The organism is Brevibacillus sp. AY1 (genome assembly GCF_029870785.1).
GTDB lineage: Bacteria > Bacillota > Bacilli > Brevibacillales > Brevibacillaceae > Brevibacillus > Brevibacillus invocatus.
On record NZ_JAFLPN010000011.1, the window covers coordinates 54,313 to 79,621 of the forward strand.

Sequence of the window (25,309 nt, forward strand, 5' to 3'; positions counted from 1 at the left end):
ACTTATGGTATCGTAAGTGAGTGAAATAGCAAACAAGATGAGACGAAAAGGACAAGGAAGGTTACCAGAATGAATGCCCACAATGTGTTAATCATATGCTATGGATTTCCGCCCATCGGCGGCGGTGGAGTGCCGCGCCCGTTAAAAATGGCGAAATATCTGGGAGAGTATGGCTGGAATGTCCACGTGCTGACTGTTGAACCCGCCTATCATGCTACTTTGGATCCCAGTCTTCTGGCGCAATTGCCAAAAGAAGTAAAGATTCACCGGGCGAAGGAAATGCAGCTCATCCCCAATCGAGGGGCAGCCAGTGCTGCGGTGACCTCTAGCGATGGAACAGCCGTAACACCGCCACAACCTTCCATAAAATCCGTTTTGAAAAAACAAGTGATTCAATTTTTGAAGAAAATGAAACCGTATCTGCTGATCCCCGATGACCAGATTCTCTGGATGCCGAATGCTGTCAAGCTGGGCAGGGAGATCATGCGGCGGGAAAAGATAGATGTGATTTTCTCTACCTCGGGACCCGTCACCAATCATCTGGTAGCACGAAAGCTGGCGCGTGAAACAGGCTGTCGATGGATTGCTGACTTTCGCGATCCCTGGACGCAAAATATGCATACCTCGGGCATCGCCTGGCGGGAACGTTTGGAGGAGAGAATGGAGACAGGCGTGATGTCAGAAGCGGATGCGATCACGACGGTAACAGCCACGTTTGCGGATAATTTCCGTAAGAAGCACGGCGCCTGGATCAAGCGGCTGGAGCTGATCTACAATGGATTTGACCAAGCCGATTTTGAAGGATTACAGCCTTTGCATGGCGTTCTTGGGAAATTTCACGCCGTCTACGCTGGTATTCTGTATCAAAAACGCAATCCACGCTTGCTCCTTGAAGCGATCAGAGAACTGATCGACGCTGGAGAAATCGATCCACATGATCTGCTGCTTAGCTTTGCAGGCGTATTCGACTACCCCGGTTATAGTGAGAACCGTGATTGCGTAGAACGCTTGAAACTGCAGGACAACGTCCGTCTGATGGGCAATCTTCCCCACAAAGAAGCACTCGGCCTGATGAAGGGTGCTGACGCCCTGCTGTTGATCGGAGATGTATCAGCAGATGCTGGCGCCTACATTCCTGGCAAGCTGTATGAGTACATGGGAGTAGGCAAGCCGATTCTCGCGCTCAACAAAGCGGGAGAGGCTACAGACATCATCGAGCAGTTCCAACTCGGTCAGGTGGCAGACCCCGAGGACAAGGCTGCGATCAAGGAGGCCTATCTACGGCTGTATCGCGAGTGGAAGGCAGCTGCTGCCACTACAGATGCTGAAGGGCGTGGAGCTGACTTCGCCGAACGTGTGAAGCCGTACGAACGGCGTGAGCAGGCTAGACAGCTGGCCCAGCTGATGAATGACGTCATCGGTATCCAACGATTATAGTACGTGCTTTTCGATTACCCTGCGACGATTGGTTGCGGGGTATTTTAAACGAGAATGAGAAACGAGTGTGGTACGAAAGTGAACATGGCGATTCAACGATTGCGAGCTTACAATTTTTTTTACTTTTCGATTCTTTCTATGTTTATTTCTTTTTTGCCGATTTATCTCACCCATCGTGGCATTTCTCCAGCTGAGCTTGGTCTTTTAGTAGGAGTGGGATCGTTCATCGGAATTTTGTCGCAGCCATTTTGGGGAATGCTGAGCGACAGAGCTAAGACGATCAAACGGATTATTTTATTGACCGTCGGCTTTTCTGTAGCGATCGGTTTCTTGTTGTTTACTAGCTCTCAGTTTTCTATCCTGTTCCTGCTGGTTGCAGCTATGTATTTTTTTCTGATGCCAACAGATCCGCTGACAGAGAGTCTGAATTACCGGATTGCCGAAGATAACAAGATCAGCTTTGGTTCGATTCGTACTTACGGAGCAATTGGCTTTGCTTCCTCCTCGCTCGTCATTGGCTGGATGGTCGATGTGTGGGGGATGGACTCCCTGGCGTGGCTCTATCTGACTTTTGGTACACTGACGTTTGCCATTTGCCTGTTTGTGCCGGATGCTCCTGCCAGCAAGAATAAGCTCTCTTTTCAGGAGCTGAAGCAATTTTTTTTCTATCCACGCACCCTGCGCTTTTTCTTGCTTGTCCTGCTGGCTTCTACTCCGCATCGAACCAACGACAGCTTCCTCGGAGTGTACGTACAGAGCTTGGGCGGCAGTACGGGGGATGTGGGGCAGGCTTGGTTTTTGGCTGCGATCAGTGAAGTGGTGTTTTTTGCGATCAGTGCGCGGCTTTTGCAGAGATGGAGTGAGATCAGGCTGATTACCACAGCCGCAGTATTGTATACGATACGCTACGTCCTGTGTGCCCTCGCACCTTCTGCGGATTGGGTCGTCTACCTGCAAATCACGCAGGGGATCACCTTTGTCATCTTCTATACAGCATCCATTCAATATCTGTACCGCATTATTCCCGAAGAGTGGAAGGCGACGGGGCAGACCGTTCTGGCCGTCTTGTTTTTTGGCCTCTCCGGAATAGTTGGGTCGATAGCTGGCGGCTGGGTTTTTCAGATGCTTGGAGGCTCCTATCTGTACTGGGCAATGGCCTTCTTTTCATTCGCCGCCTTTTTGTACAGTCTCTTTCTGGAGAAGCGGAGTATTTGATACATCTCTGACATTCCCTTGTTAAGGTAAGAGGAGTAACAAGGAAGGATGACAGGATGATGAAAAGAAACGTATTTACTCCTTTGAGGAATCGCTCGTATCGCACTTTTTTTCTCTCTCAAATATTTGCCGATCTGGGAAATTGGCTGGACTTGCTGGCTATTGGGGCACTGATTACATTTACCTGGAACCTCGGACTTGCAGCAAATTCCGCTGCGGTGATTGCGATGGGAGCCCCATTTTTGTTCGTTGGACCCTTGGCTTCAGTCTGGGTCGATCGGCTGTCCTGTCGAACGGTCTTACTGCTTAGTACGGGATTGCGTATTTTGGTGATCGCAGGGTTTCTGCTCGCCCCCAATCTCTATGTGCTGCTTCCCTTAATCTTTTTGAAGTCATCATTGGCCTCCGTGATCGAACCTGCCCGACAGTCCATGCTTCGCCATTTGGTAGACCAAGAGGAGATGGCAGAAGCAAGCTCTTTGGGGCAAATGGTGAACAATGGCATGAAAATGATCGGTCCAGCTCTAGGGGGGCTTTTACTGACGTATTCCTCCACCACAGCGGTCTTCGCAGTGGAAGGAGTGCTTTTTGTTATCGCACTTTTGATCATGCTGCGTTTGCCTTTTATCCCAGCTGCGGCAGTCAATCGTGAACTGGACGGCAAGCCAAGCTTTACGAGGGAAGTCACCGAAGGCATCCGTTTTTTATTTGGCAACCGCCTGATGCGTTCGGCAGTGATGATCGTAGGGCTGTCGATGTTCATCATCTTTCTCTACGACGGCTTTTTCCCCCCTTTAATCAAATTGCTGGGTTTGGATGTTATGGATTATGGATTGGTTACGGCTGCTCTTGGCTGCGGCTCTGTGTGTGGAGCTTTGCTGGTGGGTCAATTCACCGCGTGGCGCAGGAATCCCATTCTGTTTATGGCTTTTGGCAGAATCGTGTCCGGTCTGCAGCTGCTTATCGTAGCTGGAGGAGCGATCTATGGCATTGGATATGGAAATACGATTTTCTGGGTGATCAACTTTGCCTTTGCGGGTGCTGTAGGTGTGGGCATGACGGTTCCTTACGCTTACCTCATTCAGACGCAGACGCCACCCGAGCTGATCGGACGTGTATCTGCTGTAGCGATGGCGGTGCAGGGCATCGCCATTCTGACGGCGCCCTCTATCGGGGCTGTCTTGGGGGAATGGCTCGGTCTGGGCTGGGTATTCGGTCTTGCCGGTGCTCTCACGGTACTCCTGGGTGTGGCGAGTACGCTGCAAAGTAGAGAGAAAAAAGACCTGACTGTGAGTGTCAGGTCGTAATAACGTGCTTGCCTGCTTATGTGTAGCAGGCAAGCTTATTTTTTTGTTAGTGCAGCAGGTATTTTTCTACTTCTGCAGGGTCCTTGATGTGAATGCCAGGATCATCGTACTTGTAGAGCTGGAAGAAGACTTCCTGGTCCATTGTGCCTGCTTCTGGCAGAGGGAGAATGATCCAAGTCTGGTACTGGTGGATCAAGCGATCTTCCTTGCCAATCCAGAAGGTTGTCTTGATCGTGGATTCATTCAGGATGTACTCCAGGTCAGGGCGGTCTCCCAGCTGCTTTTTCAGAGGTTCAAACAAGGGACTCTGACTTTTCGCCAGCCATTCGGCACCGGTCATTTTCAATTGAAATACAGCGCTCAATGTACCGTAAACCTTGTCATCGGGAAGTTGAACCGCTTTGTCCATAAATGGCAGCCAGTCATCAAATCCTGCCAGTACATCAAAAGCGAGCGGCTCGTCTCTCGCCGTCACCCAGTAGTCCTTGGCGCGAATGAAGTGCTTGTCATCGATCCGGTAGTATTGATAGGGCTGAGCCGCGATGCGCGCATCGACGTTGTAGCCCTTGTCATTGACGACCGCTCCGTTAAACATGCTGGTGACAGATCGGGAGAGAATCATGTTTTTGACATGTCCCTTGTACCAGTACTTTTGTGCGTCGGGGTCGGTTTTCGCCTTTTCCAGCGCGTACTGCAGCCATTCTGCTCCTGATTCATTCAGCCCCTCTGTATTTTGAGAGGGAGTATTGTTGAAATTGGTGGTCGCGAATGACTTCGTACCTGATTCGTAGGTGCAACCGCCAAGCAGGGCAGCGATGCAGACGGAAGCAAGCAAGGAAAAGATTTTTGATTGCTTACGCATGGCGAACCCTCCTTACGATTCCATAGGCCACCAACCCGATAAAAATGGCAATCGTGATTGGAATGACAGGAATATCGTGCTGTTTGAACACCAGGATGCGGTGTGTGTTGTAAATGGTTCCGATAATCTCGTTTTGCTGGTCGCCATCGATATCGCCGATTTGCACGTTGATGAGTGGCAGGTAAATGCGCCAGTTTTCCTTCAAGCCTGCCGGCGTATAGTCAAATCCACTTAAATAACGGCTGTCTGTCGTACTGACCCAGCTTTTCGCTTTGGCGATAATTTCAGCCTTGCCATTTCCTACAGCAGCGTAATTGGAGAAACGGAAGCTATCATCGCCGTCCGCGCTTTTCCAGAGGATATCCCACGTTCCTTCAGGAGTCGGTTTTAAAATGTAGGAAGGTTTGCCTGCCAAAAGCAGCTCATCCACTTGGTCATGATCGATATCGGCCGGGATAAATTCGGCAGTGGCCAGCTCCGCTTCCTTACGGGTGAGGACGTAGGCTTCCTTAAGTGAACCGTCCGCTTCCACGGTCATGACGCTAATGTGTTGGCCCATGATCATCAGGCCTTCCCGTCCGTCGGGCAGCATCATGGTCGTCAGTAGCTTGGTAGCGTCAGTAGGGCCGCTAAAAGGCTTGCCATCATAGGTTCCAGTAAGGACTCCATCGATGATGTGCAAATCCTTGTAGTTGCGCCCTAGCTCCTGGCGCAAGTCCATGCTACCCTTGTTCTCTGCCAGCTTGTTGGCGATGTTCTCCATATCCAAAAGGAAAGCGCGGTATGGAGCTGTACCGACTTGCAGCATGGCTTCTGCGTAGTTCTGACGCTGGACGTTGGGAACGAGCTGATCATCCTTCATCGTATAGTAAGGAAAGCCCGGATAGTCCGTCGGCATCTGCTCACGGATGAGTGCCAGGGTTTCTGGCGAAAGTTCCTTGTTGTCCATCCGAACCAGTTGGCCATCCTGCCAGCGCATGACGTACAGGGACACAGGCTCAGGCTGAAGGTGAAGCAGCTTTTCAGCCAAGGCTTTCTTTTCTTCTTCTGTCTCCGGTTTTTCCACGGTCTCCGGCAAAGGCAGTTCCATTGCATTGCCGTAGGTGACAATCTCCTGTTTGCCATCTCCATCGACATCGTAGAGTGTGATCGGGAAGTAGTCTACCCATTCACCGTTGTAAAGGCGCTCCGTCTCTTCCGTCACAGTGAAATGGCTTAAGGCCGTTAAGGTATAGCGGTTGAACGTGACATTGGCAAGCAGGGCGATGATGACCAAGGCACCTACTGCTTTCCAGTTGAGGCGTCCGTACCATTTGACAAGCAGGCCAATCACGATCACGGCGATCGCTCCGCCGATCAGGATAGCAGCTGTTGTTTTGACATCTACGCGTGTTAGCGCACGGTCTAGCAGCAGAAAGCCGATGGTGAAAACCAGAACCTGGCGACGTTCGCTAGGATGGATCAAGAAGTAGAATCCAGCCAGCAATGGTAGAAAGACAAGCAAGGCGATCCAGGTCAGATCAAGGAATGCCGGCTTGACGAGCAGATGGTAGATCAGAAACAGGGCGATGGCGTATACGGCCCACCCCAGGCTCTGTACGATTGAATTGCTGCGCATGGATTCACCCCCTTTTTGATTGTGTTTGATCGGCAAGCAGCGCACTGAAAATACCACCAAACAGCCAGAAGTAGAGAGCCATGAACGGCACCTCGAAAATGTTTTCTACGAAATTGTGCAAAGCGACAGCGAATAGCCCTCCGAACAAACCTAAGAGTAAGAAAAAGTGGGGGGAGTTGCGCCACGCTTTTACAGCTCTGACTCCGTTTCTCAGCATCATCGTGACAAAAATAAGCAGCAGGGTAATTCCGATCAGACCAAATTCGGCCAAGCTTTTAAAGAAATAACTGTCGGAGTAGATAGTCCCGAAATGGCGATATCCTACCGCACCGCCATGATGGCCCAGTCCCACACCAAAAAGCGGCTCGATGCGCATTTTGTCATAAGCGTCGCCCCAACGGTCCAGGCGTCCTGCTTGCATACTCGACGCCAGGTACTCCGGCGTAAAAATTCCAAATACACGATTTTTCAATGATCCTAGCATGGGAACGGAATCAGGTACATTGTAGAGTCCAATGACAGCAATAATTCCTGCGAGTACGAGATACAGAGCGATCCGCCTTTTCCATAGGTAGAAACAGATGAACAGCGAAAACGCGAGAGCGAACCAGGCACCGCGGGATGCAGTCAGCAGCAACGCGAGCAAAGTAACCAGCGTAACGACAGACCAGATCAGCTTTTCCTTACGGCTCGTGGTTTTGAGGAACAGTCCGGTAGCGATCGGTGCAATCAATGCCATGTAGCTGCCGAGCACGTTGGGACTTGTGACGAAGGAGAAAGCGCGTGTGGTAATGGCTTCGCCTTCCTGTACCCAAGAGCCAGGTGTTTCTACGCCAAGCACGACCTGCATCACCCCGTACAAGCCGGTCAAAAAGCCGACGATGACGAGTCCTTTTAAGAGATTTTCCAGTTGCTCAATGGATTTGAGCAGATAAAATCCCATAAAGAAGGCAATGAGATACTGATAGATAGACCGGAAGCCTTCCACACTGGCTTTCCAGTTGGCCATATCCGTCACCATCAGCGCCACCCCGAGTACGAATAACGCAGCCAGTACATGCTTGATCCCTGGCATGGCACGCTTTCCTTCCAGATAGGCGAAGAAGGTAAACAACGACAAGACAATCAGTAAAACCTCATCCCAAAAAGACGAAACGACTGGAATTGGTAGAATGTTCCGCAACAGGTAATCGATAAGGGGGTAGGCCAATAGCAAGTACAACCAAGTGTTTGATTGTCCTCCCCACTTCAACACGGTATCTCTCATTTGATTTGTAGTCCTCCTACGCAGGGATTAACCAACCCATTATAATGAATTTTACAACCTCCAAGCAAGCTGGAAGGGAAAGTGCTTGGTAGGACCCGTAGAAATGAGATATGATAGCAAGGTATTTTCAAGAAAAAAGTGCTAGACCGAATTAAGGGGATTAGTGAAATGAGTTTGCTCAAAACCGCTTCCATGATCGTCGTACTGACGCTGGTTGGAAGACTCCTAGGTTTTTTTCGAAGCGTATACGTGTCCAATTTGTATGGGACAGGGATGGAGGCAGACGCCTTCAACATCGCGGCGACCATTCCCTTGACGCTCTTTCTCGTCATTCCCGGAGCGATTAATGCGGTCCTGATCCCGACGATGCGCGGTTTGATGGAAATGGAACAACGCACGGATGTGCTTTATCACAAAATGCTGGGCATCATTTTGGGTGTTTTTGGTACGGTCGCTCTACTTGGGGTAGTGTTTGCCCATGAAATAGCTGGGATGTTCGGCTTGACGGGGGCCAAGCTCGACCTGACCGCAGAGATGCTGCAGTGGATGTGGCCGTCTGCAGTCTTCATCGGTTTGACCGGTTTGTGGTCCAGTATGTGCAATGTCCATCAGCATTTCTTTACCCCGACATTGGGAACCGTTGCCAACGGCGCTATCGTGATTGGCAGCATGTATGTTTTGGTCCCGCTCTACGGTCCAACGGGTCTGGCGATTGCGACATCGCTCGGCTATCTGGCAGCCATGACCACCATGCTCCCGACACTGCGCCGTTTTGGCTATCAGCATCGCCTCTCTTTTTCCTATAAAAAAGATGAAGCACTTGCTGGAATGGGGGAGAGAGTGATACCGATCTTGATCGGTGCTGTCGTGGCACAGGCAACCACCTTTTTGGAGCGCGGCTTCGCAGAATCCGTCGGTACCGGGGTGATCTCAGCATTAGCCAACGCCAATCAGATCGTTCAAATGCCGATGGCGATTTTTGTAGGTGCGTTTACCCTGCCGCTCTTTCCTTTGCTCGCTACCCACGTGAAGAGGGGAGAGATGGGGGAGATGAAGCACATTCTGCAAAAAGGCCTCGCCTATCTGTTTATCCTATTAATTCCGGTTACAGTCGGACTTTCGTTGTACGCAGAACCCATCATTCGCCTTGCGTTTGAGCGAGGAGCATTCGACGAACAATCCGTAGCTTTGACCGCTTGGGCCTTGCCCTTCTATGCACTGGGACTCTATGCGCTGGCTGCGAGAGACTTGCTGACCCGTGCCTTCTATGCGCTGGAAAACACGCGTACACCCGTCACCATCGGGGTGGTCGGGATCGGGGTGTACGTGGCTGCAAACTGGCTGTTGATCCCGTCCCTTGAACATGGAGGCATCGCACTGGCACAAGCCGTATCCGCCTTCAGTCAGGCGCTTCTGCTATTTCTATTGCTTTGGCGGGCTGTTGGAACCCCTGTGAAGTCCAGTTTTTTATGGACGATGGCAAGGACCATTCTGTCGTGCGGGATTATGGCGGCAGGGATACTGCTGCTAGATCCCATGCTTTCTCAGCTTGCACTCTGGCTGTACCTGATCCTTGGCATCGGCATCGGAATGCTGCTATACAGTGCATCTCTGGTCCTGATGCGTGAACCGCTCGTAGCGGAATTGCTGCAAAAGGTTTTGAAGCGTGTCACTCCATCCCGTGGGCAGTCGTAAGCGGGCACTCCCGAATGGCGTATCGCGTTTTTCCTGAAGCACTCGGCGGAATATGATCGACGTAAGCGACCTGTATGCTGACATCACCTAAAGCGTCGTGAATGCCGGCTAAAAGCCGAGTCTCATCAGCAGGCTGATAGGAGCTGGGCTCCTTGACCAGCTTCAGGCTCAGATGATTGGGCTCATGCTGCACGATCTGAAACGTCCGAAAGCTGTCCATGTTTCGCACGATGTGGTTAAAGTAGTGGCCGTGCACGAGCCCTCCCTGTTGGGAAATGAACATGTCGTCTTCTCTGCCGTCTATCTGCTTCAGCAAGGGGTAGTTGATGCCGCAATCGCAGGTTTGGGTGGAAAGGGCTACAACATCTCCCAGCTGGTAGCGCAGGCGAGGCATGACCGTGTTGTGCAGGTCCGTTACGAGGACTGCCCCTGCCTCACCAGGATAGAGCGGCAGTCCTGTAGTCGGATCTACAACCTCCAAATAGCAATTCTCGCTAAAGATATGCATATGACCCTTGCGGCACTGGTAGGCGATCATCCCGCCGTCACGAGCACCGTATTCGTTGATGACAGGAGCTAAAAACGCTTCCTCCATCGTTTTGCGTTGATGTTCGTACAAGCTTTCGGCTGTGGAGACGACGGCTTTTAAAGGGATACCGAGAACAAGACCGCGCTGTTTCAGCATACTGGCAAGCGTGTACAGTGCCGAGGCGTATCCGTACAAGTAGGTTGGCCGAAAGCGTTGTATCAGCTTCCTATATGTGTCCAGCTGTTTCTCATCCATGTCGTAGGCAGACAAAATCAGCCGATTCTTCAGCCAGCGTTCCTTCCAGCGGTGACGGCTTTGTTGCTGCTGATTCAATTCCAGAGGTGAGCCCCAGATCATGACGCATGGATCTCCGATGTTGATTCCATGCCAAGAGAGCCCTAGCCAACGAGCTGCTTCATACCGCTTGACAGCAGGGCGATCCAGATAAAAGCGTGTGGGCTCACCGGTAGAACCGCCCGTCCTGTTGCCAATGAGCTTGGCCGGGTTTGCATGTCGAGAGAGGTAAGGATCGGGATTCATCCGAAAGCGCGTCTTGTCCAGGATGGGGAGACGCTGCAAAAAACGCTCGGGCAGGTCGCGATTCGTTTCCCATTCCGCTGCGAATTCCGTGTAAGCCGGAACGTGGCGGACGGCGTGATCGAGCAAACTCGCTAGCTTCTTTCTTTGACTTTCAAGCAACGCTTCCTTCTCCAAGCTTTGTGCTAGCAGCATTTCAGACATGTATTGACGTGTACGGTTCTCCTTGAATGTTTCCATCAGTGGCCACTGTATACGGCGAATCCAAAAACCGGTTGCAGGCACGACCATTCCACCTTGTCAGGCAGACGATTCAAAGAAGTCGTTGGAATCTGTTTTTCACCAGTATTCCTGCCGAATTGCATCGTTATACCTGTTTGCTGGAACGGGAAAATGATAGTAGGATAGAGAGTGGATTCATGCCAGTTGGGAGACCCCCAAGTCCGGGACGTGAACAAAGGAGTTACCCATGTTGAAAAAAAGCCATTTCCTTGCTGGCGCGTTGATACTCGCTATAGCAGGAGTTTTATCTAAAATTATCGGGATGTTTTATCGGATTCCTCTGCAGGAGATAGTCGGTGACAGTGGTCTTGGACTCTATCAGGAAGTTTATCCGCTCTACCTGACCTTCCTCGTGCTGGCAACGGCAGGTGTGCCTGTAGCGCTGTCCAGAGTGATTGCTGAAGCTTTGGCAGAAGGCAAGAAGGGCGCTGTCGGACAAATTCTGGCACGAAGCATGGTCATGATGGGCGGGATCGGGATTGTCCTGTTCGCGATTTTATACGCCAGCTCACCCCTGATTGCCAAGCTGATGGGAAACCCGCATCTGATCGAACCGATCCGTGCAATATCCTTATCCTTATTGTTTGTGCCGCTCATTGCGGTGATTCGAGGCTTCTTTTACGGACATCAGAAAATGATGTATGTCGGGCTGTCCCAGATTGTCGAACAGACTTTGCGGGTAGCTTTTATCCTCATAGCCTCTCTTTACCTGGTCCGTTTGGGAGAAGATACGGACACGGTGATTACCGGCGTCAACTTCGGTACAATGATCAGCACGTTTTTAAGTCTGGGTTTCCTGGCTTTTCTCATGTGGCTGCACAACCGGAAAAACTCCGTTTTTGCCGGCGGACAGTGGAATCGTCTGGACTGGTGGTATGATCGAGCCTTCTTTTCGACGATGTGGCGAATCGCTTGGCCGATATGCCTGAGCGCGCTGGTGATTCCGATCTTCAGCTTGACGGATTCTTTCCTAGCAATTAACATCTTCCGTTACATCTGGCATGTAGATGGTCTGACGGCGGATACCTGGTTTGGCATTTACAGCCGTGGTGGCCCTTTACTACAGATGGCAAGCCTCTTCGGGTCCTCGATTGCTCTTTCCATCGTGCCAGCCATTGCAGAAGCAAAGAGGCAAGGGGATGAAGAGCGGGTCACGACTCTGACAAAGCTGTCCCTCCGCTTTGCCTGGCTGATCGGCTTGCCAGCTGGCCTCGGTCTGACCGCGGTAGCAGAGGGTGCCAATCTGGCGTTGTATGGGGATGCAGAAGGCACGCGCGCGATGGCGATTCTGGGTGTCACTGCAATCCCGCTGTCGCTATTGCTTGCGACCAATGGAATCCTGCAAGGAGTGGGCAAAGAAAAAATTCCGGCACGCCACCTGATGTACGGGGTACTCGTCAAAATTGCTGCGACGCTGCTGTTCACATCGTGGTTTGGGATGGAAGGTCTTTCGCTCTCCTGGCTGTGTGCGACGGCATTCGTCTGCATCCTGAATATGCGCACGATCAGTCGTCTTGTCTACGTACCCATTCACTGGCGCTTTGACACGCTCTACCCGCTCCTTGTCGCCAATCTGATGCTGGTATTGGCGTGGGGTACGACGGAAGGAGTCGGATATTTGCTAGGCTGGAATGACAAGCTGCGCCTGCTGGGGGCAGCGGAAACCGTAGCTGGCGTTGCAGTCGGAATGATTGTCTATCTTGGACTGCTGTTGTTGATACCACTTATCGATGACAAGGAGCTGGATTGGTTGCCCGGCGGCAACAAGCTGCGAACGTTTATGAATATGATTCGGAAAAAACAGGCGTCCTCCAAGTCACAGTAAAGAAGGATATCCAATACGCAAAAAACAGAAGCCCAACTTCTCAGTAAGTCAAATGAGAAGTTGGGCTTTATTAACAGGAACAGATAGTATGAACACCCAAGAGTATTGCATACCGGTTCCTGAATTTTCACTTTCCATTACAATATGGTCAAATTCATTATCTTTCAAACTCAGGATTACTGCTCGATTGTCATCATGAAAGGATAAGAAATATTTCTTTTCATCAATAAGGAAATGGCCAGCTTTATAGCCGAGCGAAGTGATGCCCGTTCTTTTTATAGCAGTCCAGGGAAACTGAAAATTTCCCACTTGAACTTCTTCGACCGTACTGTAGGGAATGGCTATCTTCCTTCTCAAAGTGGCAACTGCGGTCCAGCCTGAAATATGCAAGAATAAATCTTGATCACCCTGCACAACTTGAACACTCATCTATAATCGCCTCCTATTTGTAAATCACTCTATTCGAAAACGGTGTAGTAAAGGTGAATGAAAGGATATCTTCGTTTAAAATCCGTGAAACTGGTTCATGAGGCTGTTGAAATGCAATTAAGATTTTTGCGGAATAAACATACCTGCAAAGATTCGAGAGGTACGATCCGTTGTCGGCTCATTATGGATCGCTTTTTCAATAATCTGATTAACAGATTGGACGAGCTCCTGAAATTCTTCATCCGTCAAATGAATGGGTGTATACCAATACGCAAATCCATCGTCTTAATGCCTCTAGGTGCCTATCCTTTCAGCTCAAAGTTTGCTTGGGTGCAGGATCGGTACGGCGTTTCCTGGCAATTAAATCTTGTCGACAGCTAGACATGCTGGATCACGACAAATAAAAAGGATGCCCCATAAACAGCTGAATGGCTGTTAGGGCATCCTTTTTTCATGCACTTGAAAGTCTATTTATCCTTCCGGTACACACAGACTACCATCTTGACGAAAAATTCCCGCAATCCGGGCATCTCGGCCAATACCTTCAGCTGATTGCGCAACGGAATTTCCTGCTGGTAGACGGCAGGCTGAGTAACGCCTTGTTGGATCCTACGGAAGCGCTTGATGGTCATCTGATTGATGTAAGAGATCGTCTCTCGTCCATCAGGCTGTGTGCTGAAGCGAAACGAAATGCGGTCAGCGCCATCCGGCAGATCCCGAACCAATTCTTTGTATGCACGGATCAAGGCCTGGTCTGAAAAGAGGGCATGCACCCAAGGAATCCCGATGGCATCAGATAGATGCGCACCGTACGGGTGATAGTAAGGTGGAAAATTGATGTAGAGATGTCCACCTGGCTTTAGTACACGGAAGCATTCTTCGAGCGTTTTTTCCGGCTCTCCGACGTGCTCCATCGCGTCATTCATGATGATCGTGTCGAAGGTGTTGTCGGCAAAGGTCATGTTTGCCGCATCCCCCGTCATGAAGGAAACGACGTCAGCAAGTCCTTTTTCCTTGGCAAACGCATTTCCTTCCTCAGCATAGTGGGGGACGATATCGATCCCGATCATTTTTTCAGGACGGAAGGTTGCGTAGTAGCAGGTCTTGCCGCCGCCTCCACAACCAATGTCGAGGACGGTTTTACCCGTGAACATCTGTTCCTGGGAATGAAAGGGGAGGAAAAATTGAATCGTCTGGTCCCCTTTCTGGAACTGCCACTCGGTATAGCTCATCTGCCCGTCGTTCGCCAGGTTAAATGGGTGAACGGGGAGAGGAAACAAACGATTCAAGCCAATTAACATCTGAGAGGAAAGAGACATGATCCGGCCCACCTTTCTTCTAGATTTTCATCAGATACCCTCAACCTTTTTTGCTCAGGGCCTGCAGGACCAGCTCACTGCTTTTCGCAGCCTCTTTTTCGAGAAGCTGTGCCTGACGCGCAATCACTTCTTTCTCCTGATCCAGCATGTTTAGCCGTTCGGAAAGAAGGGTTAGTAGCGAGGCTGAGTCCAGTTGGGTTATATGGCCGGCATTGGGCATTCCGGCGCGTTCGACAAAACGATCGATTTTAGGATCGTAGGATATTCCGGTAAATGGGATGCGCAGCATGCATGCAAGAATGAGCGAGTGCAATCGCATACCGACGACGTAGTCACATTGTTTCAGCACGGACATGATATCATGGAACGTAACGGGAGTATCGAGAAGACGAGCTCCCTGCTGTTTCATCTGCTCCATGATCTGCTTGGACGGAGCCAGATCACTGGGGACGTGCATCGGCAGAAACAAGACATTCCAGCCCTGGTCGATAAACCAGTCAGCTGCCAGCGCCATGCTTTGTTTAAACTGCTGCTCCTGCTTCCAGTCCCGTACAGAGATGGCGACCAATGGTTTGGTCGAGTCGGCAAACAAGCCTTGTAACAACTCTTTTCCACGCTTGTCCGTTATATCATCAGCGGAAATGGTCAAAGCGGGATCTGCCGTGATGTGGATCGGTGCACGTTTTACACCGCAGGCCTTGAAGTCTTCTCCTGATTCGTGATCGCGCACAGTAATCACATCCACCCGATTGACGACGCGTTTGATCATGGAGCGGCTAAGCGACTTCAGGATCGGTCCAAACCCTTGTGCGTAGAAGACGACAGGCTTGCCCAGGAGCTTTGCTATCAGGACAATACCCAGATAGTAGAGGACACTTCGTGGACTGGTTACGTCCTGCATCAGTGTTCCCCCGCCCATCACCAGCATGTCGCTTCGCTTCAGCTCGCGGACGATGGTACCCAGGCTCCAACGGTCATAGGCTTCAATGCCGAATAGCTCAGCGGTGCGCTCAGGCTGATTGGAGAGAACAGCTAGGGAAATATTCGGTTGTTCCCGCTTGAGCGAGCTGATGATGCCGTAAAGGACCACATCGTCTCCGGCATTGTTGAAGCCATAGTACCCGGAGATGAGAATTCGCGACATGGAGTGAACCTTCTTTCTATATCAAACGTACAGGAAAAACACATTCTCAAGTATAATCGAGTAAACAATGGGAAGTAAAGCAACCCTACAGGAAAAAGAAAACGCCCATCGCAAACATCCCGATACCCAAGATCGCGAAGATGATCATCAGGATGTACATTCCTTTGTTTTTGCGACGCCGATAAAAAAATTCGTCAAACATGATAAACCTCCTTGCAGGTAAATAATCCATTCTAGTATCATACCATGCAGCCTACTATCTAGCTATTGGCAGTTGTGAACGAGGAAGCGGGTTATGTGTCATTCCATATAGACAAGGTAAAAAGGAGAAGAGTGAAGTGGAACAAAAATGGTTGAAATACACACTGAAAGTAAGACAGGACACGGAGGACATTTTTGTTGCCGAGCTGCTGGATAGTCCGTACACATTGGGCTGGGTAGAGCCCCCCTTTGAGGTGCTGACTACTGATAACGGCTACGATTTCGCACAAAATACAGAAGATGCGGTCACGGTCTATGTGTTCGAACCGATGGTGCAGCAGGAGGAAGAGCATCAGCAGCTTTTACGAGTGTACATACAGCGCTGGCCAGGGGCGATTTCCATTCTGGAAGTGGCGCAAGTGGCAGAAGAGAATGAATCCTGGAAGGACGAGTTTCGCGAAGTGCAAGTAGGTGATTGGTGGATCGCTCCGACCTGGACGGAGCCGGAAGCACTGAAGGAAGCCAAGCACATCCTTTGGATGGATCCTGGTGCAGCTTTTGGGACTGGCTATCATGGTACAACCCAGGATATTTTACTTTTCTTGCAGGAAATCACTGTGAAAGACAAGGTTGTCCTCGACATTGGAGCTGGATCGGGCATTCTTTCCTTGTACTGCGCAATCAATGGAGCGAGTCAGCCCGTCTATGCAGTCGATATCAATCCGCAGAGCGAATATCAGATGGAAGTAAACGCCGCCAACAACCAACTTCCAGCTCACGCGCTGAAAATCATCGTCGGAGATGCATTGGAGGATACGGTTCGTCGAGAATTACCGCAACAGGCAGATTTGATTTTGCTGAACATCGGTGGGGACGAAGACGTGGCGATGCTGCCGATAGTCAAAGAACGAATCGCTCCGGACGGCTACCTCCTGCTATCCGGGATGGTGGAATGGAACCGGGAGATGGTCCGTTCGACGTACGAGCAGGCAGGCTTCCAAACACTGGGGGAGCGTCAGAGCGAGGAATGGGTGACACTCCTGATGAAAGAAAGTGGAGTCACCAAAAAATAGAGCAGGTAATCATCGTTGTAACTGGCGAATGGTACGATAGAAAAAAACAATTTTGGAGGGGAAGCGGAATGGAGCATGTGGTCATTGCTGCTGCCGGACGGACACCGATTGGTACGTTCGGCGGTGTTCTAAAAGATGTAAGCGCTCGCAAGCTGGCGCAGACGGCTGTCAACGGCGTGTTGGATAAGGCTGGGGTAGAACCTAAGTTGGTTGAAGAAATCGTCCTTGGCAATTGTATTCAGCGTACAGATGAACCCAACATCGCACGGGTGGTTGCGATCGATGCAGGTCTGGGACAAGAGGTTACGGGTTATACAGTCCAGCGCCAATGCGCATCAGGCATGCAGGCGATCGTGAGTGCAGCTTCACAAATCTTGCTGGGTGACAACGAAATCGTCATGGCTGGCGGCGTGGAGAGCATGAGCAATGCCCCGTATGTCCTGAAAAACGCGCGCTGGGGAAAAAGACTCACGCATGGGGAAATGACAGATGCGATGTGGGAGTTGCTCACGGACCCACACCACCAGATTCTTATGGGTGAGACAGCAGAGCGTCTGGTTGATCGCTATGGCATATCACGCGAAGAGCAGGACGAGATCGCCTTGCGCAGCCAGCAAAACGCAATCAAGGCCATCGACTCTGGCACTTTTGCTGAAGAGATCATTCCTGTTCCTGTGAAAAAAAGAGGGGAGATCTCATGGGTCAACACTGATGAGCACCCGCGCCGCGCCGTGACTCTGGAGGGCCTCGCCAAGCTCAGACCAGGCTTCCGGGAAAATGGCACTGTGACACCGGGAAATTCCTCTGGCTTGAATGACGGCGCTTCTGCCGCATTGTTGATGAAGGAAAGCAAAGCACGGGAGCTGGGCATTGCGCCTTTGGGCAGGATTGTCTCGTGGGCAGTGGCGGGTGTCGAGCCTGATCTGATGGGCTACGGTCCGGTTCCGGCAGTTCATAAGGCGTTGTCAAAAGCAGGTCTTACGCTTGCCGACATCGATCTGATCGAAGTAAATGAAGCATTTGCTGCGCAGTATTTGGCGGTGGAAAAGCTGCTTGGTTTGCCACGTGAAATCACAAATGTGAACGGCAGTGGGATCGCTCTCGGACATCCGGTGGGATCGACGGGCTGCCGGATTGTCGTAACCTTGCTGCATGAGATGAAGCGACGCCAGCTAAAGCGTGGCCTGGCTACGCTGTGCGTGGGCGGCGGCATGGGCATGGCACTGATCGTAGAACGCACATAACGCATACAAAATCGCTTGGCGCTCAGGTTTAAACAAGGCCTCTCCTGTTAAAAATGGAAACAAGTCCCTGTCATTGTCCACAGACTGACGGGGACTTTCATTTCCTGTATCGGAAAAGAAAGAGCTTACAGACAAACGCATCCCGATATAGCAAGAATAGCCTGCCTCTAATGCGTGTTCAACAGTCTGCGCGATAGAGGTTTCTTTATACGGGGGAGGTCTAAGTATGAAGTTCCTGTCTTTTGCCAAGCGGTATGGAAAACGCATTGCCTTTCATCTCGTATCTATTTGCATCATCTCAATGCTGGTAGTGGTAGGCTATGCTGCGATTGAGTACAGACAGCTCGTTCGACAGTGGTACGTACCGATAGATGGTCAAGTCCAGCAGACTGCCAAAGCGCCCTCTGAGCCTGAGCCTGTGATTGATCTGACCTCCGTATCTCCGCCCATGAAGCCTTTTGTCGCTTTGATCCTGGGAATAGACAGCAGAGACGGCGAGCGAGCACGTTCCGACACGATCATGCTGGCAGCGATCAACCCTGGCAAGCAGTCCGCCTATCTCATCTCCATTCCTCGTGACAGCTACCTGGACATTCCCGGCAAAGGACATGACAAGGTCAATCATGCCATGGCATTTGGCGGTCCCAAGCTCGTGAAGCAATCTCTCGAATCGTTTCTTGGCATCGAGATTGATCGCTACGTTTCCGTTGATTTCGATGGCTTTCGGAAGATCGTGGATGAACTCGGCGGAATTCCGATTGATGTAAAGAAAAGAATGAAGTACAGCGATCCGAGCGACGATACTTATATCGATCTGCAGCCGGGTATGCAGACCCTAAATGGAGAGCAAGCTCTCGACTACGCACGCTACCGCAAAAGCGATCTGGGCAAAGAAGATAGCGACTACCAGCGCATCGCAAGACAGCAGGAAATCATGCAAGCCATTGCGGTCAAAGCAGCCTCTCCCGAAACTTTGTCGAAAATACATGCCTTGATGCAAATTATGGGTCAACACGTCAAGATGGACCTGACAGAAGGAGAGATTGCCGCTTTGCTGCTCGCGTATGGCAATCCGGGTGACAACCACAACCTGTTCCAGACGGATACCTTGACAGGAAGAGATGAGCGGATCTGGCAGGATGGCGTGCTGGGCTGGTATCATTTGGTGCCTAGTACAGAGCGGCAAAGAATCCGCCAGCAGATTCAAGCGGTTTTGTCTTCGTCATCGTAAAAAAGAAGACGCTTCGAATGGCGTCTTCTTTTGTTTTTGGAAAGAAAACTTCATGTTGTAACATTTTGTTGGAAAATTAACTATTTTTAGAATAGAATAAGAGTAGGGAAGAGGTTATGAATGCTGATCATACGGGACGGCAAGGCCATTAAGCGATGGAGGGAATACCCATGTCAAATGCCAAGCCTTGGATTGCCAATTACCCACCCGAAACTGCAGCTTCATTGGAATACCCCCGTGTTCCACTGACGCATTTTCTGGAACAATCAGCAGCTACGTATCCAGACCATTACGCGATTTATTTTATGGGAAAGCGAATGACGTATCGGGAGCTTTTGCATTTTTCTTATCAGTTTGCCAATGGACTCATCAAGCGAGGCGTGAAAAAAGGGGATCGTGTAGCGATCATGCTGCCGAATATTCCGCAAGCTGTGATCAGCTACTACGGAGCTCTTTTTGCCGGCGCTACTGTCGTCATGACCAATCCCCTCTATACAGAGCGGGAAATCATCCATCAGCTCAATGACTCAGGGACAGAGACGATCATTACACTGGACCTGCTTTACAAACGCGTCACTTCTGTACGATCATCCACACCATTGAAAAGACTCATTATTACCAGTATCGGCGACTACCTGCCCTTTATCAAAAAAATGCTGTATCCGCTGGTACAAAAAAAAGACGGGCACAATCCGCAAGTCACATATGGCAGCGATGTTGAGCCTTTTCTTTCTGTAGTGAAAGAAAGCGCTATCATTCCGGTGAAAGCTGAGATTGATCCCGAGCACGACATCGCCCTGCTGCAATATACAGGTGGCACCACAGGCGTAGCGAAAGGCGTCATGCTGACACATGCCAATTTGATCGCCAATGCCGTCCAATGCCGGGCTGTCATGTATAAGCTGAAGATGGGAAGCGAGCGCATTCTCGGTGTACTTCCGCTCTTTCACGTATACGGAATGACGACGGTTATGAACAAAGGAATTTCCATTGCAGGCGAAATCATTTTGGTACCCAAATTCGACGTGAAGCTGATTTTGGATGTGATCAACAAGACCAAGCCCACCCTGTTTCCAGGTGCGCCAACGATGTATATCGGGCTGATCAATCATCCAGATTTGCAGAAATACGATCTTTCCTCCATCGAGGCTTGCGTGAGCGGCTCTGCACCATTGCCAGTCGAGGTTCAGAACAAGTTCGAGGAGCTGACAGGCGGCAAACTGGTCGAGGGGTATGGTTTGACCGAAGCTTCACCGGTTACCCATTCCAATCCGATCTGGGGCAAGCGCATCTCAGGCAGCATCGGTTTGCCTTGGCCGGATACGGATAGTCGTATCATGGACCTCAGCACAGGAGAGGAAGTTCCTGTTGGCGAGATTGGCGAACTGGCCGTAAAAGGGCCGCAAGTGATGGTTGGCTACTGGAATCGCCCGGAGGATACTGCCGCTGTGCTCAAGGACGGCTGGCTGCTGACCGGCGATATGGGATATATGGACGAACACGGGTATTTCTATATCGTAGATCGCAAAAAGGATATGATCATCGCAGGAGGCTTCAACATCTATCCGCGTGAAGTTGAAGAGGTACTGTTCGAGCATCCGGCGGTGCAGGAAGCAGCCGTCATTGGTGTTCCCGACCCGTATCGCGGCGAGACGGTCAAGGCATTCGTGGTTTTCAAACAAAACATGCAGGCCGACGAGCAAGAGCTAGAGAAGCATTGCCGTGAAAGGCTGGCTGCGTACAAAATTCCCCGACAGTACGAGTTCCGTACTGAACTGCCCAAGACCATGGTAGGCAAGGTGCTGAGACGCCAGCTGCAGGAGGAAGATAAAAAGCGCAGGGAAGAACAGGAGCAGATCAAAACAAGCTAAGTTTGAAGGTAGCCCGTTTCTCTTCGTAGAGACGGGCTTTTCCCAATAAGCAGGGGTATCTACGATGTACGGGATTGACAGCAGACGATGGGATATAATACACTGATTGTGAATGAATAGTCATTCATTTTTCATCTGTGTGAGTAAACGTGGAGGTACATATGGCAAAGAAAACGGGGGAAAAGTATCAAGCCATTATTGATGCTGCAGTTCGCGTCATCGCTCGGCAGGGCTATCACAATGCTCAGGTATCCAAGATTGCCAAAGAGGCGAAAGTAGCGGACGGCACGATCTATCTCTACTTTGAAAACAAAGATGATATTCTTATCTCCTTGTTTAACGAAAAGATGGGTCATTTTATTGAAACGTGCAGGGAACGCATCTTGGAAGCGAAGTCGGCGGAACAAAAGCTGTATGCTCTCGTTCACACGCATTTCAGTCAGCTTTCTCGGGATCAGGATTTGGCGATGGTGACACAGATCGAGCTACGCCAGTCCAATCCTGAGATCAGCGAAGGAATAGGCAACGTCATGAAGCAGTATTTTGACCTGATTGACGAGGTGATTCGGGAAGGAATGGATGCTGGTATTTTCCGGCCCGACATCGAAGTGCGCCTGGCGAGAAAAATGATTTTTGGAACGCTCGATGCAGTGACGACATCATGGGTCATGAAACAGTGCAAATACGATCTTGTCTCCCATGTCGATCCCATTCATAACCTCTTCCTAAATGGTTTGAAGGGAAAGTAGTGAAAGAAAAGCTTTTGTTACAATCGTTCCTTTGTTAAAATGAAAGTGCGAAACTGAGCGACCGTTCGGAAAGGATGGTTGTTCCTTCATTTTTGATAGAGTGGAGGGTGAGAGATGAGTGCACATTGGAATGTGCAGCTGGAGGATCGTGTTGCGGTTGTTACCATCAGCAATCCGCCGGCCAATGCGCTAAGTAAGTCTGTCCTGGAAGAGCTGCAGGAGCTTCTGGGGCAATGGGAAGCTGATTCTTCTATCAAGGCAATTGTGCTGACAGGAGAAGGGCGGTTTTTCATTGCTGGAGCTGATATCAAGGAATTTACCCAGATGGATGTGGCAGATGCTAAGCAAGCAGCCAAATTGGGACAAGGATTGTTCAGCCGTCTGGAAACGTTCCCAAAACCGATCATTGCCGCTATTAATGGCGCATGTCTCGGAGGGGGACTGGAATTGGCGATGGCTTGCCACATCCGATTGGCTGCAGTGGAGGCGAAGCTTGGCTTGCCTGAGCTAAATCTGGGCTTGATTCCAGGCTACGGAGGTACACAGCGTCTCCCTCGCCTTGTAGGCCGTGGAAAGGCGACGCAGCTGATTCTGACCTCGGAGATGATCGGCGGCGAGGAAGCGCTACGCATCGGCTTGGTCGAAGGCGTTTATCCAGCTGAGCAATTGCTTTCCGAAGCGAAAAAGCTTGCTGCAGCCATCTCGCAAAAAAGTGCAGTGACAGTGAGATTTGCCTTGGAGGCGATCCACTCATCCAGCACACTCTCCCATACAGAAGGGATGGACAAGGAAGCGGAGCTCTTCGGTAAGGCTTTTGCAACAGAAGACGTCAAAGAAGGCGTAGGCGCTTTTCTGGAAAAGCGGAAACCGCAATTTTCCGATCGTTAAATCCCATCGTTAACGATATATATGAAGAAGAGAAATGGCTTGCCTCATTAACCATTTCAAGGTAGCATCTCGACTAAGGAGGGGTTATTTGAATGAACATTTTAGTTGTGTTGAAACAGACATTTGACACAGAAGAGAAAATTGTGATTCAAGGTGGAAACATTTCTGAAGACGGTGTTGAATTTATCATTAATCCATACGATGAGTATGCTGTTGAAGAAGCGATCAAGCTGAAGGAAGAGCATGGTGGCGAGGTGACAGTGGTAAGCATCGGGCCGGATCGTGCTGAAAGCGCACTGCGTACCGCGCTGGCCATGGGAGCTGACAAGGCAGTTCTGGTGGATGACGAGTCCCTGTTTGGTGACGAGTTCACAACAGCGAAGGTTCTTGCAGCGGTTGCAAAAAAAGAAGGCTTTGACATCATTCTTGGCGGCCAAATGGCTGTAGATACAGGTGCCGGACAAGGTGGACCTCGTCTTGCTGAGGAGCTGGGCATCAACCACGTTTCAACTGCAGTAAAACTGGAGATTGATGGCACTTCCGTACGTGTCGAGCGGGATGTGGAAGGTGATCTGGAGGTTGTGGAAACCAGCCTTCCTGTATTGATCACAGCTCAACAAGGCTTGAACGAGCCGCGTTACCCTTCCCTGCCAGGGATCATGAAAGCAAAGAAAAAGCCTCTGGACCGTCTCTCTGCTGATGATCTCGGTCTGTCTGCCGATGAGGTAAAAGCGAAGACTGAGATTGTAGATCAAATTTTGCCGCCAACAAAACAGGCTGGGCGCATCTTGTCCGGTGATCTGGCTGCACAGGCGTCTGAATTGGTGCAACTGTTGCGCAACGAAGCGAAAGTGATCTAAGAGAGAGGGAGAGGATTTCCATGAAAAAAGTACTTGTATTGGCAGAGGTTCGCGACGGACAGCTGCGTAATGTATCGCTGGAAGCCCTTGCTGCAGCACAGATCATTGCAGAAGGTGGCGAAGTGGTCGCAGGCGTTTTTGGGGCAGGTGCAGCAGCTCACGCGGCGATTCTCGGCCAGCATGGAGCAGCTTCAGTCTACACGGCTGAGCACGAGGCATTGGCGCAGTACACACCTGATGCATATGCGCAAGCAGTTACACAATTGATCGAATTCGTGTCTCCAGATGCTGTTGTCTTGGGTCATACAGCAATCGGACGTGACGTTGCTCCTCGTGTTGCAGCTCGTCTCGGGTTCGGACTGGTTTCTGACGTAACAGGGGTGGAGGCAGGACCTGTTTTTGTTCGCCCGATTTACGCAGGGAAAGCCTTCCAAAAACGCAAGTTCAATGATGGAAAGGTGTTCATCACCATCCGTCCGAACAATATCGCAGTGGGAGAGGCAGACGCTTCGAAAACGGCTTCGGTTGTTCCGGTTGATTTGGAAATCAAGGATTTGCGTACAATTGTAAAAGAAGTTGTGAGCAAAACAAGCGGCAAAGTCGATTTGTCTGAAGCGAAGGTTATCATCTCCGGCGGTCGCGGAGTGAAAAGCGCAGAAGGCTTCCAGCCGTTGTATGAACTGGCTGAAGTTCTGGGTGCTGCAGTCGGCGCGTCTCGCGGTGCATGCGACGCGGATTACTGCGATTACTCCATGCAAATCGGTCAGACCGGAAAGGTAGTAACACCTGATTTGTACATCGCTTGCGGTATTTCTGGCGCCATTCAACACTTGGCTGGTATGTCCAGCTCGAAAATTATTGTGGCGATCAACAAGGATCCGGAAGCACCGATTTTCCAGATTGCAGATTATGGAATCGTCGGCGACTTGTTTGAAGTCGTGCCATTGCTTACAGCAGAGTTCAAAAAGGTTCTTGTTTAAACAAATAGAGAAGGAACATAACGTCCCGAAGCTCGGGGCGTTTTTTTGTCCGCGGATTCCTACCGCCGCTTTGATCGCATTGAACGTCGTGACGGTAATCATATGATCACGAGAGGGACATCCATCGTTTAAAGCAAACGGGGCAGTAAAGAACGAAAGAATCGGTGATGGACCGTTAGAATAACGCTTGGCAGGACACACTAACGGAAGAGTGCGGAAAGTGTCTGGCGCCGTAGTCATATTGATGCAGGGATGATATACTAAATGTGTGAGGTACTTTTTTCCGTAGGAAGAGATCAAGGAGGTAACTTTCATGGCTATCGTAAATGCATCTGATCAAAACTTTTCCCAAGAAATCGAGCAAGGAACTGTCCTTGTTGACTTTTGGGCACCTTGGTGCGGCCCTTGCAAAATGATTGCACCGGTGCTGGAGCAAATCGACAGCGAAGTGGGCTCCAAGCTCAAAATCGTAAAGGTAAACGTCGATGACAACCCAGAATCTGCAGGTCGTTTTGGCGTTATGTCTATCCCTACACTGATCGTGTTCAAGGATGGTCAACCTGTCGATAAAGTAATCGGCTTCCAACCAAAAGAAGCACTGATGGCGACAGTAGGCAAGCACCTGTAAGGTGACCGATCGGCCATAACGGAAGGCAGAAGCAGCATTTGCATGGATGTGCAAGTGCTGCTTTTCTTTTCCGGGTGATTCCGAACGCCTAATGATTTTCATCAGTTGGCAAACATGA

At 50.4% G+C, this 25,309-nt stretch carries 21 protein-coding genes and 1 pseudogene; 15 read left to right on the forward strand and 7 right to left on the reverse strand.

Going from position 1 to position 25,309, the window contains the following annotated elements; genetic code table 11:
* Positions 1-69 precede the first annotated feature (69 nt).
* The 3 genes from JZI27_RS11465 to JZI27_RS11475 are packed head-to-tail and all read left to right on the forward strand — an operon-like array spanning position 70 to position 3,959.
* Positions 70-1,437, forward strand: coding sequence for a glycosyltransferase family 4 protein (locus tag JZI27_RS11465; protein ID WP_280207594.1), 1,368 nt, complete (start codon positions 70-72; stop codon positions 1,435-1,437).
* Positions 1,438-1,491: 54 nt separating this feature from the next.
* Positions 1,492-2,652, forward strand: coding sequence for an MFS transporter (locus JZI27_RS11470; protein ID WP_280207595.1), 1,161 nt, complete (start codon positions 1,492-1,494; stop codon positions 2,650-2,652).
* A gap of 56 nt (positions 2,653-2,708) precedes the next feature.
* Entirely contained in the window at positions 2,709-3,959 is a 1,251-nt protein-coding gene (locus JZI27_RS11475) for an MFS transporter (RefSeq protein WP_251243035.1), read from the forward strand.
* 46 nt (positions 3,960-4,005) lie between these two features.
* On the opposite strand, the gene JZI27_RS11480 is transcribed toward JZI27_RS11475, so the two are convergent.
* The 3 genes from JZI27_RS11480 to JZI27_RS11490 are packed head-to-tail and all read right to left on the reverse strand — an operon-like array spanning position 4,006 to position 7,706.
* Positions 4,006-4,821: a hypothetical protein gene (locus JZI27_RS11480; RefSeq protein ID WP_280207596.1), complete on the reverse strand. Its 816-nt coding sequence runs from the start codon at positions 4,819-4,821 to the stop codon at positions 4,006-4,008.
* Complete coding sequence (locus JZI27_RS11485; protein ID WP_280207597.1) at positions 4,814-6,439, reverse strand: hypothetical protein; 1,626 nt, start codon at positions 6,437-6,439, stop codon at positions 4,814-4,816. Before JZI27_RS11485 ends, JZI27_RS11480 begins: the two co-directional genes overlap by 8 nt.
* A 4-nt stretch (positions 6,440-6,443) precedes the next feature.
* Positions 6,444-7,706, reverse strand: coding sequence for an O-antigen ligase family protein (locus JZI27_RS11490; RefSeq protein ID WP_251243032.1), 1,263 nt, complete (start codon positions 7,704-7,706; stop codon positions 6,444-6,446).
* Between the two features lie 168 nt (positions 7,707-7,874).
* Here JZI27_RS11490 and murJ point away from each other — a divergent pair, with 168 nt between their 5' ends.
* Positions 7,875-9,401: a murein biosynthesis integral membrane protein MurJ gene (murJ, locus tag JZI27_RS11495; RefSeq protein ID WP_280207598.1), complete on the forward strand. Its 1,527-nt coding sequence runs from the start codon at positions 7,875-7,877 to the stop codon at positions 9,399-9,401.
* Here murJ and JZI27_RS11500 read toward each other — a convergent pair.
* On the reverse strand, positions 9,376-10,752 hold the full coding sequence (locus JZI27_RS11500; protein ID WP_280207599.1) for a phenylacetate--CoA ligase family protein: 1,377 nt from the start codon (positions 10,750-10,752) through the stop codon (positions 9,376-9,378). The two genes, murJ and JZI27_RS11500, sit on opposite strands and share 26 nt — an antisense overlap.
* 184 nt (positions 10,753-10,936) lie before the next feature.
* Between JZI27_RS11500 and JZI27_RS11505 the strand changes: the two genes are divergently transcribed.
* Positions 10,937-12,574: a putative polysaccharide biosynthesis protein gene (locus JZI27_RS11505; RefSeq protein ID WP_122909859.1), complete on the forward strand. Its 1,638-nt coding sequence runs from the start codon at positions 10,937-10,939 to the stop codon at positions 12,572-12,574.
* A 48-nt stretch (positions 12,575-12,622) separates the two neighbouring features.
* On the opposite strand, the gene JZI27_RS11510 is transcribed toward JZI27_RS11505, so the two are convergent.
* Complete coding sequence (locus JZI27_RS11510; RefSeq protein WP_280207600.1) at positions 12,623-13,003, reverse strand: hypothetical protein; 381 nt, start codon at positions 13,001-13,003, stop codon at positions 12,623-12,625.
* 282 nt (positions 13,004-13,285) lie between these two features.
* On the opposite strand from JZI27_RS11510, the pseudogene JZI27_RS11515 reads away from it, so the two are divergent.
* A pseudogene (locus JZI27_RS11515) lies at positions 13,286-13,384 on the forward strand (VOC family protein); the annotation flags it as partial.
* Between the two features lie 86 nt (positions 13,385-13,470).
* Here the strand turns inward: JZI27_RS11515 and JZI27_RS11520 are convergent.
* Both JZI27_RS11520 and csaB read right to left on the reverse strand, forming a co-directional pair.
* Positions 13,471-14,322, reverse strand: a complete 852-nt coding sequence (locus JZI27_RS11520; RefSeq protein ID WP_122909861.1) for a class I SAM-dependent methyltransferase — start codon at positions 14,320-14,322, stop codon at positions 13,471-13,473.
* A gap of 40 nt (positions 14,323-14,362) precedes the next feature.
* Positions 14,363-15,466: a polysaccharide pyruvyl transferase CsaB gene (gene csaB / locus JZI27_RS11525; RefSeq protein WP_122909862.1), complete on the reverse strand. Its 1,104-nt coding sequence runs from the start codon at positions 15,464-15,466 to the stop codon at positions 14,363-14,365.
* A gap of 338 nt (positions 15,467-15,804) precedes the next feature.
* Between csaB and JZI27_RS11530 the strand changes: the two genes are divergently transcribed.
* The 9 genes from JZI27_RS11530 (at position 15,805) to trxA (ending at position 25,191) form a co-directional block, all read left to right on the forward strand.
* Positions 15,805-16,740, forward strand: coding sequence for a 50S ribosomal protein L11 methyltransferase (locus JZI27_RS11530; protein ID WP_122909863.1), 936 nt, complete (start codon positions 15,805-15,807; stop codon positions 16,738-16,740).
* A gap of 68 nt (positions 16,741-16,808) precedes the next feature.
* A complete protein-coding gene (locus JZI27_RS11535) occupies positions 16,809-17,984 on the forward strand; it encodes a thiolase family protein (RefSeq protein ID WP_122909864.1) in 1,176 nt (391 codons plus the stop codon).
* A gap of 226 nt (positions 17,985-18,210) precedes the next feature.
* The gene (locus JZI27_RS11540; RefSeq protein WP_122909865.1) at positions 18,211-19,215 is read left to right on the forward strand and encodes an LCP family protein; all 1,005 of its coding nucleotides are present in this window, start codon (positions 18,211-18,213) and stop codon (positions 19,213-19,215) included.
* Between the two features lie 170 nt (positions 19,216-19,385).
* Complete coding sequence (locus JZI27_RS11545) at positions 19,386-21,086, forward strand: long-chain-fatty-acid--CoA ligase (RefSeq protein WP_122909866.1); 1,701 nt, start codon at positions 19,386-19,388, stop codon at positions 21,084-21,086.
* Between the two features lie 161 nt (positions 21,087-21,247).
* The gene (locus JZI27_RS11550; RefSeq protein ID WP_122909867.1) at positions 21,248-21,835 is read left to right on the forward strand and encodes a TetR/AcrR family transcriptional regulator; all 588 of its coding nucleotides are present in this window, start codon (positions 21,248-21,250) and stop codon (positions 21,833-21,835) included.
* Positions 21,836-21,949: 114 nt separating this feature from the next.
* On the forward strand, positions 21,950-22,723 hold the full coding sequence (locus JZI27_RS11555) for an enoyl-CoA hydratase (RefSeq protein ID WP_122909868.1): 774 nt from the start codon (positions 21,950-21,952) through the stop codon (positions 22,721-22,723).
* Positions 22,724-22,815: 92 nt separating this feature from the next.
* Positions 22,816-23,583, forward strand: coding sequence for an electron transfer flavoprotein subunit beta/FixA family protein (locus JZI27_RS11560; protein WP_122909869.1), 768 nt, complete (start codon positions 22,816-22,818; stop codon positions 23,581-23,583).
* A 20-nt stretch (positions 23,584-23,603) separates the two neighbouring features.
* A complete protein-coding gene (locus tag JZI27_RS11565) occupies positions 23,604-24,563 on the forward strand; it encodes an electron transfer flavoprotein subunit alpha/FixB family protein (RefSeq protein ID WP_122909870.1) in 960 nt (319 codons plus the stop codon).
* Between the two features lie 313 nt (positions 24,564-24,876).
* The gene (trxA, locus tag JZI27_RS11570) at positions 24,877-25,191 is read left to right on the forward strand and encodes a thioredoxin (RefSeq protein ID WP_122909871.1); all 315 of its coding nucleotides are present in this window, start codon (positions 24,877-24,879) and stop codon (positions 25,189-25,191) included.
* Positions 25,192-25,309 lie beyond the last annotated feature (118 nt).

Excerpts from the sequence above, each read along its gene's own strand:
- JZI27_RS11465 (WP_280207594.1), top strand. The coding sequence starts at position 70 with ATGAATGCCCACAATGTGTTAATCATATGCTATGGATTTCCGCCCATC.
- JZI27_RS11470 (WP_280207595.1), top strand. The coding sequence starts at position 1,492 with ATGAGAAACGAGTGTGGTACGAAAGTGAACATGGCGATTCAACGATTG.
- JZI27_RS11475 (WP_251243035.1), top strand. The coding sequence starts at position 2,709 with ATGATGAAAAGAAACGTATTTACTCCTTTGAGGAATCGCTCGTATCGC.
- JZI27_RS11480 (WP_280207596.1), bottom strand. The coding sequence starts at position 4,821 with ATGCGTAAGCAATCAAAAATCTTTTCCTTGCTTGCTTCCGTCTGCATC.
- JZI27_RS11485 (WP_280207597.1), bottom strand. The coding sequence starts at position 6,439 with ATGCGCAGCAATTCAATCGTACAGAGCCTGGGGTGGGCCGTATACGCC.
- JZI27_RS11490 (WP_251243032.1), bottom strand. The coding sequence starts at position 7,706 with ATGAGAGATACCGTGTTGAAGTGGGGAGGACAATCAAACACTTGGTTG.
- murJ (WP_280207598.1), top strand. The coding sequence starts at position 7,875 with ATGAGTTTGCTCAAAACCGCTTCCATGATCGTCGTACTGACGCTGGTT.
- JZI27_RS11505 (WP_122909859.1), top strand. The coding sequence starts at position 10,937 with ATGTTGAAAAAAAGCCATTTCCTTGCTGGCGCGTTGATACTCGCTATA.
- JZI27_RS11510 (WP_280207600.1), bottom strand. The coding sequence starts at position 13,003 with ATGAGTGTTCAAGTTGTGCAGGGTGATCAAGATTTATTCTTGCATATT.
- JZI27_RS11520 (WP_122909861.1), bottom strand. The coding sequence starts at position 14,322 with ATGTCTCTTTCCTCTCAGATGTTAATTGGCTTGAATCGTTTGTTTCCT.
- csaB (WP_122909862.1), bottom strand. The coding sequence starts at position 15,466 with ATGTCGCGAATTCTCATCTCCGGGTACTATGGCTTCAACAATGCCGGA.
- JZI27_RS11535 (WP_122909864.1), top strand. The coding sequence starts at position 16,809 with ATGGAGCATGTGGTCATTGCTGCTGCCGGACGGACACCGATTGGTACG.
- JZI27_RS11540 (WP_122909865.1), top strand. The coding sequence starts at position 18,211 with ATGAAGTTCCTGTCTTTTGCCAAGCGGTATGGAAAACGCATTGCCTTT.
- JZI27_RS11545 (WP_122909866.1), top strand. The coding sequence starts at position 19,386 with ATGTCAAATGCCAAGCCTTGGATTGCCAATTACCCACCCGAAACTGCA.
- JZI27_RS11550 (WP_122909867.1), top strand. The coding sequence starts at position 21,248 with ATGGCAAAGAAAACGGGGGAAAAGTATCAAGCCATTATTGATGCTGCA.
- JZI27_RS11555 (WP_122909868.1), top strand. The coding sequence starts at position 21,950 with ATGAGTGCACATTGGAATGTGCAGCTGGAGGATCGTGTTGCGGTTGTT.
- JZI27_RS11560 (WP_122909869.1), top strand. The coding sequence starts at position 22,816 with ATGAACATTTTAGTTGTGTTGAAACAGACATTTGACACAGAAGAGAAA.
- JZI27_RS11565 (WP_122909870.1), top strand. The coding sequence starts at position 23,604 with ATGAAAAAAGTACTTGTATTGGCAGAGGTTCGCGACGGACAGCTGCGT.
- trxA (WP_122909871.1), top strand. The coding sequence starts at position 24,877 with ATGGCTATCGTAAATGCATCTGATCAAAACTTTTCCCAAGAAATCGAG.